This window comes from Escherichia sp. MOD1-EC6098 (assembly GCF_002965865.1).
GTDB lineage: Bacteria > Pseudomonadota > Gammaproteobacteria > Enterobacterales > Enterobacteriaceae > Escherichia > Escherichia marmotae.
The window spans coordinates 177215-191572 of record NZ_PTSN01000006.1; the positions used below are offsets into that span (position 1 = coordinate 177215).

Genomic DNA, 14358 nt, shown 5'->3' on the forward strand with positions numbered 1-14358 from the left:
GTGATAACCGTCAAACAAATCAACATTGAATTATTTTACTCTGTGTAATAAATAAGGGGCGCTTAGATGCCCTGTATACGGTAAGGCTCTCCCCCCTTGCCACGCGTGAGAACGTTAAAAAAGCACCCATACTCAGGAGCACTCTCAATTATGTTTAAGAATGCATTTGCTAACCTGCAAAAGGTCGGTAAATCGCTGATGCTGCCGGTATCCGTACTGCCTATCGCAGGTATTCTGCTGGGCGTCGGTTCCGCGAATTTCAGCTGGCTACCCGCCGTTGTATCGCATGTTATGGCAGAAGCAGGCGGTTCCGTCTTTGCAAACATGCCACTGATTTTTGCGATTGGTGTTGCCCTCGGCTTTACCAATAACGATGGCGTATCTGCGCTGGCCGCAGTTGTTGCCTATGGCATCATGGTAAAAACCATGGCCGTGGTTGCGCCGCTGGTACTGCATTTACCTGCTGAAGAAATTGCCGCTAAACATCTGGCGGATACAGGCGTACTCGGGGGGATCATCTCCGGTGCGATTGCAGCGTACATGTTTAACCGTTTCTACCGTATTAAGCTGCCTGAGTATCTTGGCTTCTTTGCCGGTAAACGCTTTGTGCCGATCATTTCTGGCCTGGCTGCCATCTTTACTGGCGTTGTGCTGTCCTTCATTTGGCCGCCAATTGGTTCCGCAATTCAGACCTTCTCCCAGTGGGCTGCTTACCAGAACCCGGTAGTTGCGTTTGGTATCTACGGCTTCATCGAACGCTGCCTGGTACCGTTTGGTCTGCACCACATCTGGAACGTACCTTTCCAGATGCAGATTGGTGAATACACCAATGCCGCAGGTCAGGTGTTCCACGGCGATATTCCGCGTTATATGGCGGGTGACCCGACTGCGGGTAAACTGTCTGGCGGCTTCCTGTTCAAAATGTACGGTCTGCCGGCTGCCGCGATTGCTATCTGGCACTCTGCTAAACCAGAAAACCGCGCTAAAGTGGGCGGTATCATGATCTCCGCGGCACTGACCTCGTTCCTGACCGGTATCACCGAACCGATCGAGTTCTCCTTCATGTTCGTTGCGCCGATCCTGTACATCATCCACGCGATTTTGGCAGGTCTGGCATTCCCAATCTGTATTCTGCTGGGGATGCGTGACGGTACTTCGTTCTCGCACGGTCTGATTGACTTTATCGTACTGTCTGGTAACAGCAGCAAGCTGTGGCTGTTCCCGATTGTCGGTATCGGTTATGCGATTGTTTACTACACTATCTTCCGCGTGCTGATTAAAGCTCTGGATCTGAAAACGCCGGGCCGTGAAGACGCAACTGAAGATGCGAAAGCAACCGGTACTAGCGAAATGGCACCGGCTCTGGTTGCCGCATTTGGCGGTAAAGAAAACATCACTAACCTCGACGCATGTATTACCCGTTTGCGCGTCAGCGTTGCTGATGTGTCCAAAGTGGATCAGGCTGGCCTGAAAAAACTGGGCGCAGCGGGCGTAGTGGTTGCTGGTTCTGGTGTTCAGGCGATTTTCGGTACTAAATCCGATAACCTGAAAACTGAAATGGATGAGTACATCCGTAACCACTAATCCGTAAGATGTTGGGGAGACTAAGGCAGCCGAATGGCTGCCTTTTTTACTGGCGTCAATCAGAACGGGTACGTTCCGGTAATGCTGAAATTACGCGGTGCACTGTAGACGATAGAACCTTCTACGTTGGTATCATAGGTTTTATCGAACAGGTTATTGACGTTCCCCTGTAACGAGAAGTTTTTTGTCACCTGATAACGGGTGAACAGATCAACTGTCGTTTTCGGCGCGAAAGAATAATGCCAACGCAATACAGGCGGGTAACAATGGCGGCTGTGTATCCCTGTTTAATATATAAACTAAAGAGAAATCATGTTTTCGGTTCATTAGCAGGCGGAAATGGGAATAATAGCGATGTATGCGGCAGTAAAGCGATTTTTTGCTTAATAAATCGTGAGTTAAGGTTGAAAGAGCGGGTTTAACTCGACCATACTCTATACTCGCAGTGTGGCGCGGCGTAGCATGGCGCAACGCATGGCTATTATGAAAAAGGAAAATGTCGTGGCAGAAGAAACTATTTTCAGCAAAATTATTCGTCGTGAGATCCCCTCCGATATCGTTTACCAGGATGATCTGGTAACGGCGTTTCGCGATATTTCGCCGCAAGCGCCAACACATATTCTGATCATTCCTAATATCCTCATTCCTACCGTGAATGACGTGTCAACCGAGCATGAGCAGGCGCTGGGGCGCATGATCACCGTGGCGGCAAAAATCGCTGAGCAGGAAGGGATTGCCGAAGATGGTTACCGTTTGATCATGAATACCAACCGTCATGGTGGACAAGAGGTGTACCACATCCATATGCACCTGCTGGGTGGCCGTCCGTTGGGGCCAATGCTGGCGCATAAAGGTCTGTAACGATGAGAAAAGGATGCTTTGGGCTGGTGTCTCTGGCGCTGTTATTGCTGGTGGGTTGTCGCTCACATCCGGAAATTCCGGTGAATGATGAACAATCCCTGGTGATGGAGTCATCACTTCTGGCTGCTGGTATCAGCGCAGAAAAGCCTGTTTTTTCAATGTCTGACATTCAGTCTTCAGCATCCTCGACGCTCTATAACGAAAGGCAAGAACCCGTTACCGTTCATTATCGTTTTTATTGGTATGACGCCAGAGGGCTGGAGATGCATCCTCTGGAAACGTCACGCAGTGTCACGATTCCCGCGCGTTCAGCGGTGACTCTGTACGGCAGCGCCAATTATCTTGGGGCGCACAAAGTCAGACTTTATATTTATTTGTAAGGGGTGAATCTTGATGACAAAAATGAGTCGCTACGCCTTAATCACCGCGCTGGCGATGTTTCTCGCCGGGTGTGTGGGGCCACGTGAACCCGCACCGGTAGAAGAGGTGAAACCTGCGCCGGAGCAACCTGCCGAGCCGCAACAGCCAGTACCCACGGTGCCATCGGTGCCGACGATCCCGCAGCAGCCAGGGCCAATTGAGCACGAAGATCAAACCGCGCCTCCTGCACCGCATATTCGTCATTATGACTGGAATGGCGCAATGCAACCAATGGTCAGTAAGATGCTTGGGGCTGATGGCGTGACTGCGGGGAGCGTTCTGCTGGTTGATAGCGTTAACAACCGTACTAACGGTTCGCTGAATACCGGAGAAGCGACTGAAACGCTGCGTAATGCGCTGGCCAATAACGGTAAATTTACCCTTGTTTCCGCCCAGCAGCTTTCTATGGCTAAGCAGCAGCTAGGTTTGTCGCCGCAGGACAGCTTAGGCACGCGTAGTAAAGCCATAGGCATTGCTCGCAATGTCGGAGCTCATTACGTGCTTTACTCCAGTGCCTCTGGCAACGTCAATGCACCGACCCTACAAATGCAACTGATGTTGGTGCAGACGGGCGAAATTATTTGGTCAGGTAAAGGTGCCGTTCAGCAGCAATAATCCCATCACGCGCGACGAATTACTGTCGCGCTATTTTCCGCAGTATCATCCCGTCGCGACGTTTAATCATGGGCTTAGCGGCGGGAGTTTTCTCATTGAATATAAGGATCAGCGTTTTGTTGTGCGTCAGCCGCACGATCCTGATGCGTCGCAGTCCGCGTTTTTACGTCAGTATCGGGTGTTATCACAATTACCTGCATACCTTGCGCCAAAGCCGCATTTATATCTTCGTGGCTGGATGGTGGTTGACTATTTACCCGGCGAGGTAAAAACGCAATTGCCAGATACCGACGAACTGGCTGGCTTGCTGTATTATTTGCATCAACAACCGCGTTTTGGCTGGCGAGTAACGTTGTTGCCGCTACTGGAACTGTACTGGCAGCAAAGCGATCCTGCGCGGCGAACAACGGGGTGGCTGCGAGTGTTGAAACGTCTGCGCAAAGCGCGGGAACCACAGCCACTACGCCTGAGTCCGTTGCATATGGATGTTCATGCCGGAAACCTGGTGCATAGCGCGTCAGGGTTAAAACTCATCGACTGGGAGTATGCCGGTGATGGCGATATCGCGCTGGAACTGGCGGCGGTGTGGGTGGAAAATACTGACCAGCACCGACGGTTGGTTAATGATTATGCCGTGCGGGCGAAGATTAATCCGGCGCAATTGTGGCGTCAGGTCAGGCGCTGGTTTCCCTGGTTGCTGATGCTGAAAGCAGGGTGGTTTGAGTACCGCTGGCAACAAACCGGCGATCAACAATTTATCAGGCTGGCCAATGACACCTGGCGGCAGCTATCAATAAAACAATAAGGAGAGCAGTGTGGGTCCAGTAATGTTGGATGTTGAAGGTTACGAACTGGACGCGGAAGAGCGTGAGATTCTCGCGCATCCGCTGGTCGGAGGGCTGATTCTCTTTACGCGTAACTATCACGATCCAGAGCAGTTACGCGAACTGGTGCGTCAGATCCGAGCAGCTTCGCGCAATCACCTGGTGGTGGCGGTGGATCAGGAAGGTGGGCGTGTGCAGCGTTTTCGTGAGGGTTTTACCTGCTTACCGGCGGCGCAATCATTCGCTGCACTGCTGGGAATGGAAGAGGGTGGCAAACTGGCGCAAGAGGCGGGTTGGTTAATGGCCAGCGAAATGATCGCTATGGATATTGATATCAGCTTTGCGCCAGTGCTGGACGTAGGGCATATCAGCGCGGCGATTGGTGAGCGTTCTTATCATGCTGATCCAGAAAAAGCCCTCGCAATCGCCAGCCGATTTATTGATGGTATGCATGAAGCCGGAATGAAAACCACCGGTAAACACTTTCCTGGTCACGGCGCAGTAACTGCTGACTCACATAAAGAGACGCCGTGTGATCCGCGTCCGCAAGCGGAAATTCGTGCCAAAGATATGTCAGTCTTCAGCACGTTAATTCGCGAAAATAAACTCGACGCCATTATGCCTGCGCATGTGATCTACAGTGATGTTGATCCGCGTCCGGCGAGCGGATCTCCCCACTGGCTTAAGACCGTTTTACGTCAGGAACTGGGTTTTGACGGTGTGATTTTCTCTGACGATTTATCGATGGAAGGCGCAGCGATTATGGGCAGTTATGCTGAACGTGGGCAGGCATCACTGGATGCGGGTTGCGATATGATCCTGGTCTGCAATAATCGTAAAGGGGCCGTCAGCGTGTTAGATAATCTGTCACCGATCAAGGCAGAACGTGTTACACGTTTGTATCATAAAGGTTCATTTTCGCGACAGGAACTGATGGACTTGGCTCGCTGGAAAGAGATCAGCGCCCGTCTGAATCAGTTACATGAACGCTGGCAGGAAGAGAAAGCAAGTCACTAACCCTGGCTTATGTGAGGAAGCGATGATTATCTATTTACACGGTTTTGACTCTAACAGTCCGGGTAACCACGAAAAAGTCTTACAATTGCAGTTTATTGATCCCGATGTACGGCTGATAAGCTACAGCACTCTGCACCCGAAACACGATATGCAGCATCTGCTCAAAGAAGTGGACAAAATGCTGCAACTGAATGTTGACGAGCGCCCGTTAATTTGCGGTGTTGGGCTGGGTGGTTACTGGGCGGAGCGGATTGGTTTTCTCTGTGATATCCGCCAGGTGATCTTCAACCCTAATCTGTTCCCTTATGAAAACATGGAAGGGAAGATTGATCGCCCGGAAGAGTACGCTGATATTGCTACTAAGTGTGTGACCAACTTCCGCGAGAAGAATCGCGATCGTTGCCTGGTGATCTTGTCGCGTCACGATGAAGCGCTTAATAGCCAGCGGACATCTGAAGAGTTGCATCATTATTACGAGATTGTCTGGGACGAAGAGCAGACGCACAAGTTCAAAAACATCTCCCCGCATTTGCAGCGTATTAAAGCGTTCAAAACCCTCGGTTAAAAGCTATCATCGGTCGCATCAGGTAACCTTGCCGCTATCTGATGCGCCCCGGATTCTGTAGGTCGGATAAGGCGTCCACGCCGCATCCGACAGCCGTGCACCAATGTCTGATGTGCATCTTATCAGGCCTAACACCTCACCCTGTTTCACTCTCCCGAAGCTGCTTGAACAATAAACAAAGCACTGTGTTTTTTGATCTCATCCGGTAAATCCGATTATCTTTTCAGCAACAAAACTTGATTCACATCAATTTTGGTATGACCAATGCACCATTCATGTTATTCTCAATAGCGAAGAACATTTTCATCACTGTAACCTGCTGTTAATTAAGGGCTATGATCATAACCATTAATTAACAATTGGTTAATAAATTTAAGGGGGGTCACGTTGACTACGCCATTGAAAAAGATTGTGATTGTCGGCGGCGGTGCTGGTGGGCTGGAAATGGCGACACAGCTTGGACATAAGTTGGGGCGCAAGAAAAAAGCCAAAATTACGCTGGTAGATCGTAACCACAGCCATCTGTGGAAACCGCTGCTGCACGAAGTGGCGACTGGATCGCTCGATGAAGGCGTTGATGCGCTGAGCTATTTGGCCCATGCACGTAATCATGGTTTCCAGTTCCAGTTGGGTTCTGTGGTTGATATCGATCGTGAAGCGAAAACAATCACCATTGCTGAACTGCGCGACGAAAAAGGCGAACTGCTGGTGCCTGAACGCAAAATTGCCTATGACACGCTGGTAATGGCATTGGGCAGCACCTCCAACGATTTCAATACGCCGGGTGTAAAAGAGAACTGCATTTTCCTCGATAACCCGCACCAGGCGCGTCGTTTCCACCAGGAGATGCTGAATCTGTTCCTGAAGTACTCTGCTAATTTGGGCGCCAATGGCAAAGTGAACATTGCGATTGTCGGCGGCGGCGCTACTGGCGTGGAACTCTCTGCCGAACTGCACAATGCGGTGAAACAACTACATAGTTACGGTTACAAAGGGCTGACTAACGAAGCCCTGAATGTAACGCTGGTGGAAGCGGGCGAGCGAATTTTGCCAGCATTGCCGCCACGTATCTCTGCTGCGGCTCACAGTGAGTTAACGAAACTGGGCGTTCGCGTACTGACGCAAACGATGGTGACCAGTGCCGATGAAGGCGGTTTGCACACTAAAGATGGCGAATATATTCAGGCCGATCTGATGGTGTGGGCTGCCGGAATTAAAGCGCCGGATTTCCTGAAAGATATTGGTGGGCTGGAAACCAACCGTATCAACCAACTGGTGGTGGAACCGACGCTGCAAACCACGCGCGATCCAGACATTTATGCCATTGGCGACTGTGCGTCGTGTCCGCGTCCGGAAGGGGGCTTTGTACCGCCGCGCGCCCAGGCCGCACATCAGATGGCTACCTGCGCAATGAACAATATTCTGGCGCAGATGAACGGTAAACCACTAAAAAATTATCAGTATAAGGATCACGGTTCGCTGGTATCACTGTCGAACTTCTCTACCGTTGGTAGCCTGATGGGTAACCTGACCCGAGGTTCGATGATGATTGAAGGACGTATTGCGCGTTTTGTGTACGTTTCTCTGTACCGCATGCATCAGATTGCGCTGCATGGCTACTTTAAAACGGGGCTGATGATGCTGGTAGGTAGCATTAACCGCGTGATCCGTCCGCGTCTGAAACTGCATTAATTGGCTTGTACTGGCGGATGTGGTGTGAACGCCTCATCCGCCCTTACAGGAAGAGGACGATTTGTGAGCCTGATAAGACGCGTTAAGTGTCGCATCAGGCATCCCTTCAGACTCATCTGAATCATTCAGTATTTCCTGCTATTCCCGCGTTTTTCATCTTCTGTCTGATAGCGGCTTTTCCTCTTCGCTTGCATGATTGGCATAACTGCAAAGAAGGAGGTGTTCCCGTGAATAAATCAATGTTGGCGGGTATCGGGATTGGTGTCGCGGCTGCGCTCGGCGTAGCGGCAGTAGCCAGTCTGAACGTGTTTGAACGTGGCCCGCAATACGCTCAGGTTGTTTCTGCAATCCCAATCAAGGAAACAGTTAAAACACCGCGCCAGGAGTGCCGCAACGTCACGGTGACTCACCACCGACCGGTACAGGATGAAAATCGCATCGCCGGTTCGGTTCTGGGCGCTGTGGCGGGCGGGGTTATAGGGCATCAGTTTGGCGGTGGGCGCGGTAAAGATGTTGCCACCGTTGTGGGGGCGCTTGGTGGTGGGTATGCCGGTAATCAGATTCAGGGCTCTCTCCAGGAAAGCGATACTTACACGACCACCCAACAGCGTTGTAAAACGGTATATGACAAGTCAGAAAAAATGCTGGGATATGACGTGACCTATAAGATTGGCGATCAGCAGGGCAAAATCCGCATGGGTAGCGATCCGGGCACACAAATCCCATTGGATAACAACGGACAACTGGTTCTGAATAACAAAGTATAAAAAAGCTGTACTCTGCAATTTAGCCCCTCATTCGCTCAGGCTGAGGGGCTTTTTTTGCGTCTTATTTCACCAGCGCTGGCCATAAGCGCAATGTTGTCCGCGAAATCTGCATTAGTTTTTCCAGCGATGCGCCTTCCCGGGCACTGATCGACATCCCCTGAATTATACAATTAAGAAATTCCGCAAGATGCGTTACGTCACAGTGGGCAGGAATTTCCCCGCGAGCCTGGCGTTGACATAAAAACTGTTGCAAGGTGCGTTCCTGCATCGCGTGGCGTGACTTTACGGTATGGGCGATATCTCCAGAATCCGGGGAGAGCGTGGCGCAGTTGTTAATCATAAAGCAACCTGCAGGGGTGTCTTTACTGGTAAAACAGCTCGCGATGGCGGCGAAATAGTCTGCCAGTGCAGACTCCACGCTTTTCTCTTCACAAAACAATTGCGCTTCGTGCTTTGCGGCAAAACGGTCGATATAGCGGTCAAGTACGGCGCGGAATAATCCCTCTTTGTTGGTGAATTCCGCATACAGCGTCGGCGCTTTGGCTCCGGTCGCTTCGACGAGATCGGCAAGGGAAGTTGCTTCATAACCGTGCAGCCAGAACAGTTTCATAGCCTTATCAAGCGCGGCTTCCCTGTCGAACATTTTGGGGCGGCCACGGCTTTTTTTTACACAATGTGCTGAGTCAGTTGCCATGATGCCGTTGTACCTTGTAGCTGTGAATGAATGATTATTATAAAAATAATCACCACCGTTCACCAGTCCAGAGAGCAGAAAAATAATTGCTCTCTATTTAACTGAAATTTAAAGAATTTTAATTTAATTAATGAATGTTATAAAAAATATCTTGTATGTGATCCAGATCACATCTATCATTTAGTTATCGATCGTTAAGTAATTTCTTGCGACGCCATTCATCTGCATAAGGTCACTATTATGAAAAACGTAAAAACCCTCATCACTGCGGCGATTTTAAGCTCCATGTCATTTGCCAGCTTTGCGGCTGTCGAAGTTCAGGCAACACCAGAAGGTCAACAAAAAGTGGGTACTATCAGTGCTAACGCGGGGACAAATCTGGGATCGCTGGAAGAACAACTGGCACAAAAAGCGGATGAGATGGGCGCAAAATCTTTCCGTATTACTTCAGTAACCGGCCCGAATACCCTTCATGGAACGGCAGTAATTTATAAATAAGCATTAACCCTCATTAATGCCCGCTACTGCTGCTTTTTTTCCCCGCGACATGCCGTGCCGCGGGGATTTTTTTATCCGGTATTTACAACGCTTGTTGGTTCACTTGATGACGGCGTACATCCACCGGCATTCCTGAACGTACATCCATCACATGCTGCATTACTTCGGCGTCAGTTTGCGCTGCATTTTTAAATGCCTGCATCGCACTATTGAGCGTAATCGGCAACAATTGCGGATCGTCATCAATCTTCTCTGACAGAGGCTGATGCACTTCTACCAGGCGTGCGCCATTTGGCTCGGCAGAGACTTTAATCGGTGTGTTGATAATGTTCACTTTGGTGCCAGGAGTGACCTGGCTGAAAAGTGTTTTGATATCGTCATCGCGCAGACGAATACAGCCGGAACTTACCCGCATACCAATGCCGAAATCGGCGTTTGTACCGTGAAGCAAATAAACGCCGCCATAGGCCGCCAGACGGATCGCATGATGACCCATCGGATTATCCGGTCCTGCCGGAACAACAGCTGGAAGTTCGATGCCCTGGGCTTTATAACGGGCGCGGATGTTTGCGGTAGGTGTCCATGTTGGGTTAGCTCGCTTGTCCGAAACGGTAGTTACCATTGTTGGCGTCAATGTGTCTCCGCCTAACTGGCCAATGCCGATCGGATATACGGTCACCGAATTTTTACCCGGTGGATAATAATAGAGACGTAACTCTGCAATATTGATCACAATGCCTTCACGTGGCGCATCCGGCAGCAGCGTTTGCAACGGAATCGTTAACACGCTTCCGGCTCGTGGTACATACGGATCAACGCCAGGGTTGGCCTGTAACAGCGCCAGGAAACCGACGTTATATTTTTTGGCGATGGCTTCCAGCGAACCACCGTCATTCTCCACCACATGAAATTTGTTTTCACCAACCAGACGACTACCCGCAGGCGGCAGCGGCCAGGTATTGGCTTTTGCCGGTAGCGCCAGTGCTACGGCTGCGGCGAACGTAAAATACGTCAGCCAGCGAGAAAAACGCGTTTTGATCATCACCAAAAATCCATAAAAAATATAAGGTTATTGTAATAAAAAGATAAGTATGAATTATGAATGGTGGCAGTGTCGGGTAGTGCAGGGAAGTGCAAAGAATTTGTAAATATTAGGAGAGATGCTGGTTCATGCCTGATGCGGCGTGAACGCCTTATCCGCCTGCAAATTCAATACACGGTAGGCCTGATAAGCGTAGCAAATTTTGTTTATGCTTTGTGTCTAAAGGGGGCATAACCGCCCCCGATTTACTACTACGCGATGGCGTTCTCTTCCAGCTCACGCATAAACTGGCGCACCCAGTCGATACGTTGTTTCCGCTCGCTCAAATCCTGAATAAACTTCAGGCGCGTCGGGCCATCGAGACGATAGTGCTGCGGCTGTTTTTGCAGCAAACCAATCAACCAGGCTGGATTCACGTGATTCTTCTCGGCAAATTCGATCACGCCGCCTTTCTCATTCCCCTCCAGCTTCCGGATCCCCAGCTTCTGCGCTTGCTGGCGCAGGCGGGCAATCTCCAGCAGAGTACGTGCCGGATCCGGCAGCAGGCCGAAGCGATCGATAAGCTCTACTTTGATCTCTTCCAGTTCATTTTCCGTTTTGGCGCTGGCAATGCGTTTATAGAACGACAGACGTGTATTCACGTCAGGGATGAAATCGTCCGGCAGTAGCGACGGCATCCGCAGTTCGACTTCCGTTTGCTGGCTGGTGAGATCTTCCAGCGACGGCTCGCGTCCGGCTTTCAGCGCATCAACGGCGTTTTCCAGCAACTCCATATACAGCGAGAAACCGATGGTTTCCATCGAACCACTTTGTTCTTCACCGAGCAGTTCACCCGCACCGCGAATCTCCAGATCGTGAGTTGCCAGCGCAAAGCCCGCACCAAGGTCTTCCAGAGACGCAATCGCCTCGAGACGTTTTTGCGCATCGGGAGTCATCGCTTTCGGATGTGGCGTCAGCAGCCACGCATACGCCTGATGGTGTGAGCGTCCGACGCGACCGCGCAACTGGTGCAACTGCGCCAGACCGAAATGATCCGCGCGTTCAATGATAATGGTGTTGGCGGTAGGAATGTCGATCCCGGTTTCGATAATTGTGGTACAAACCAGCACGTTGAAACGCTGGTGATGGAAATCATTCATCACCCGTTCCAGTTCGCGCTCACGCATCTGCCCGTGACCGATGGCAATTCGTGCTTCTGGCACCAGTTCCGCCAGCCGTTCGGCGGCTTTCTGGATGTTTTCCACGTCATTGTAGAGATAATAAACCTGTCCCCCACGCAAAATTTCACGCAGGACGGCCTCCCGGACGACCAGGCTGTCGTACTCGCGGACAAACGTTTTGACCGCCAGACGACGGGCGGGCGGTGTGGCGATAATTGACAGATCGCGCATTCCACTCATTGCCATGTTCAGCGTGCGCGGAATTGGTGTCGCGGTGAGCGTCAGTATGTCGACGTTCGCGCGCATCGCTTTAATGCGTTCTTTATGACGGACACCAAAGCGGTGTTCTTCATCGACAATCAGCAAGCCCAAATCTTTAAACTTGACGTCGTTTTGCAGCAGTTTGTGCGTGCCGATCAAAATATCGATTTTCCCTTCCGCCACTTCCGTAAGGATTTGCGCCTGTTCTTTGGCGCTGCGGAAACGGGAGATCATTTCGATGCGCACCGGCCAGTTAGCAAAACGGTCGCGGAAGTTGTCGTAGTGTTGTTGGGCGAGGAGGGTGGTTGGCACCAGCACTGCCACCTGCTTGTGGTTTTCCACCGCCAGGAAAGCGGCACGCATCGCCACTTCCGTTTTACCAAAGCCAACGTCACCGCACACCAGACGATCCATTGCCAGTGGCCGACACATGTCGCTAAGAACTGCGTTGATGGCCTGCGCCTGATCCGGCGTGGTTTCGAACGGGAAGCTGTCGCAGAACAATTGATATTGTTCGCGATCGTGTTTAAACGCGAAGCCTTCTTTGGCAGCGCGTTGGGCGTAGATATCCAGCAGTTCCGCTGCCACATCACGCACTTTTTCCGCCGCTTTCTGCCGCGCCCGTGACCACACATCTCCGCCAAGTTTATGCAGCGGAGCGTTTTCTTCTGCGCCACCGGCGTAACGGCTAATCAGGTGCAGCGATGACACCGGAACATACAGTTTGGCGTCGTTGGCGTAGGTGAGCATCAGATACTCGCCCGTAATGCCGCCAGCCTCCAGCGTGGTCATTCCGGCATAGCGCCCGACGCCATGTTCTAGGTGAACAACTGGCTGGCCGATATGCAGCTCCGCGAGGTTGCGGATCAGCGTGTCTGGGTTGATGGCGCGACGAGAGTCCTGACGACGACGGGCAACACGTTCACCGAGCAGATCGCTTTCACAAATCAGCGCCAGATGACGTACTGTATCGATAAAACCATGTTCGGCAGCACCGATCATCAGATAACGTCCACGCTCGCTGGCCTCATCGAGACGCATAATGCGTTGCGGGGCAATTTTGATTCGGGCGAGCAGTTCCCCGAGTGCTTCGCGGCGGCCTTCACTTTCTACCGAGAACACCACCGGGCCATCGAAGGATTCGAGAAATTTACGCAGCGCATCCAGCGGCGCTTTTTGTTGCGCCTGAATGGCCAGGTCTGGCAGTTTCTGAAAACCTAAATTGGCATTCGCTGCTTTCGTCGGTAAATGCTCGGTTTTAAGCTGCACACGAGGCCAGTTTTTTAACGCCGAGAAAAGTTCATCCACTCGCAGCCAGAGCGATTGTGGCGGCAATAGCGGTCGCATCGGATCGACGCCGCGACTTTCAAAACGCGCCAGCGTATCGGCCTGGAAACGTTCGGCACTGTTTTCCAGATCGCCGGTATTCACCAGCAACGTATAGGCCGGGAAATAACTGAACAGTGGCGGCAGCGGTTCGCTGAAGAACAGCGGCTGCCAGTATTCGATCCCGGCAGGCAGCGTGCCTTTACTCACTTGCTGGTAAATATGTTCCGGATCGCGTTTCACCTCAAAAGTATCGCGCCACTGACTGCGGAACAGCTCAATCGCCGCTTTATCGGTCGGAAATTCATGCGCGGGCAGCAGGTTGATGGCTTCCACTTCTTCCAGCGTGCGCTGGCTGTCGACGTCAAATACCCGCAGGCTGTCGATTTCATCATCAAAAAAATCAAGACGATAAGGCAGTTCGCTGCCCATTGGGAAAAGATCCAGCAACGCACCACGCGTGGCGTATTCGCCGTGCTCCATCACCTGATCAACATGGCGATAACCGGCGCTGTCCAGTTGGGTACGCAATGCATCGCGCGATAACCGCTGACCTTTTTTCATTACCAGCGCATGGCCGTGGAGAAAACTGTGCGGGCAAACGCGCTGCATAAGCGTATTCACCGGAACAATCAGTACGCCACGCTGCATTGATGGTAACTGGTAAAGGGTGGAAAGACGCGAGGAGATAATGTCCTGATGAGGCGAAAAACTGTCGTAGGGGAGGGTTTCCCAGTCCGCCAGGTTCATCACCATCTGGTCGGTGAACTGGCTGATTTCATCGTGCAAACGCAGGGCATTTTGCATATCTGGTGCAATAAGCACCACCGGTCCGGCGTGACGTTCGGCAATTTCGGCTACCAGCGTCGCGCAGGCAGCTCCGGTTAACTCGCCCAGCAGACGCTGCTCACCCGCTTTGACGGGCAGCGTATAACGATATTGTTCAGGCATAACAGTTGTCAGAGTCTCGTTAGGATATGCCTCAACATATGGGGGCATATCTCTGATAAGCAATGCTGTTCATTATCCGGA

13 protein-coding genes and 1 pseudogene are annotated in these 14358 nt (G+C 51.4%); 10 read left to right on the forward strand and 4 right to left on the reverse strand.

Features of this window, described 5'->3' with window-relative positions; genetic code table 11:
• The first annotated feature begins 150 nt into the window (after window positions 1-150).
• Entirely contained in the window at window positions 151-1584 is a 1434-nt protein-coding gene (gene ptsG / locus C0K55_RS09325; protein ID WP_034167088.1) for a PTS glucose transporter subunit IIBC, read from the forward strand.
• Window positions 1585-1643: 59 nt separating this feature from the next.
• On the opposite strand, the pseudogene C0K55_RS09330 reads toward ptsG, so the two are convergent.
• Window positions 1644-1799, reverse strand: a pseudogene (locus C0K55_RS09330) (TonB-dependent siderophore receptor); the annotation flags it as partial.
• Between the two features lie 286 nt (window positions 1800-2085).
• On the opposite strand from C0K55_RS09330, the gene hinT reads away from it, so the two are divergent.
• The 8 genes from hinT to C0K55_RS09370 all read left to right on the forward strand — a co-directional run bounded on the left by hinT (window position 2086) and on the right by C0K55_RS09370 (window position 8345).
• Window positions 2086-2445, forward strand: a complete 360-nt coding sequence (gene hinT, locus C0K55_RS09335; protein WP_010377279.1) for a purine nucleoside phosphoramidase — start codon at window positions 2086-2088, stop codon at window positions 2443-2445.
• A 2-nt stretch (window positions 2446-2447) separates the two neighbouring features.
• On the forward strand, window positions 2448-2825 hold the full coding sequence (locus tag C0K55_RS09340) for a YcfL family protein (RefSeq protein ID WP_061090852.1): 378 nt from the start codon (window positions 2448-2450) through the stop codon (window positions 2823-2825).
• Between the two features lie 13 nt (window positions 2826-2838).
• On the forward strand, window positions 2839-3480 hold the full coding sequence (lpoB, locus tag C0K55_RS09345) for a penicillin-binding protein activator LpoB (protein WP_001516192.1): 642 nt from the start codon (window positions 2839-2841) through the stop codon (window positions 3478-3480).
• A complete protein-coding gene (thiK, locus tag C0K55_RS09350; protein WP_105266242.1) occupies window positions 3461-4285 on the forward strand; it encodes a thiamine kinase in 825 nt (274 codons plus the stop codon). The genes lpoB and thiK overlap by 20 nt, the downstream gene beginning before the upstream one ends.
• 10 nt (window positions 4286-4295) lie before the next feature.
• Window positions 4296-5321: a beta-N-acetylhexosaminidase gene (nagZ, locus tag C0K55_RS09355; RefSeq protein WP_000529327.1), complete on the forward strand. Its 1026-nt coding sequence runs from the start codon at window positions 4296-4298 to the stop codon at window positions 5319-5321.
• Window positions 5322-5343: 22 nt separating this feature from the next.
• A complete protein-coding gene (ycfP, locus tag C0K55_RS09360) occupies window positions 5344-5886 on the forward strand; it encodes an alpha/beta hydrolase YcfP (protein ID WP_000587920.1) in 543 nt (180 codons plus the stop codon).
• Between the two features lie 387 nt (window positions 5887-6273).
• The gene (ndh, locus tag C0K55_RS09365) at window positions 6274-7578 is read left to right on the forward strand and encodes an NADH-quinone dehydrogenase (protein ID WP_001516194.1); all 1305 of its coding nucleotides are present in this window, start codon (window positions 6274-6276) and stop codon (window positions 7576-7578) included.
• Window positions 7579-7805: 227 nt separating this feature from the next.
• The gene (locus C0K55_RS09370; protein ID WP_105266241.1) at window positions 7806-8345 is read left to right on the forward strand and encodes a glycine zipper 2TM domain-containing protein; all 540 of its coding nucleotides are present in this window, start codon (window positions 7806-7808) and stop codon (window positions 8343-8345) included.
• 61 nt (window positions 8346-8406) lie between these two features.
• On the opposite strand, the gene comR is transcribed toward C0K55_RS09370, so the two are convergent.
• Window positions 8407-9039 (reverse strand): TetR family copper-responsive transcriptional repressor ComR, encoded by a 633-nt coding sequence (comR, locus tag C0K55_RS09375; protein ID WP_000179798.1) that lies wholly within the window; start codon window positions 9037-9039, stop codon window positions 8407-8409.
• A 240-nt stretch (window positions 9040-9279) separates the two neighbouring features.
• Here comR and bhsA point away from each other — a divergent pair, with 240 nt between their 5' ends.
• On the forward strand, window positions 9280-9537 hold the full coding sequence (gene bhsA / locus C0K55_RS09380) for a multiple stress resistance protein BhsA (protein WP_001516196.1): 258 nt from the start codon (window positions 9280-9282) through the stop codon (window positions 9535-9537).
• A gap of 82 nt (window positions 9538-9619) precedes the next feature.
• Here the strand turns inward: bhsA and ldtC are convergent, their stop codons facing one another.
• Together ldtC and mfd are read right to left on the reverse strand one after the other, a co-directional pair.
• The gene (gene ldtC / locus C0K55_RS09385; RefSeq protein ID WP_072274906.1) at window positions 9620-10582 is read right to left on the reverse strand and encodes a L,D-transpeptidase LdtC; all 963 of its coding nucleotides are present in this window, start codon (window positions 10580-10582) and stop codon (window positions 9620-9622) included.
• Window positions 10583-10830: 248 nt separating this feature from the next.
• Window positions 10831-14277, reverse strand: coding sequence for a transcription-repair coupling factor (gene mfd, locus C0K55_RS09390; RefSeq protein WP_105266240.1), 3447 nt, complete (start codon window positions 14275-14277; stop codon window positions 10831-10833).
• Window positions 14278-14358: the final 81 nt, after the last annotated feature.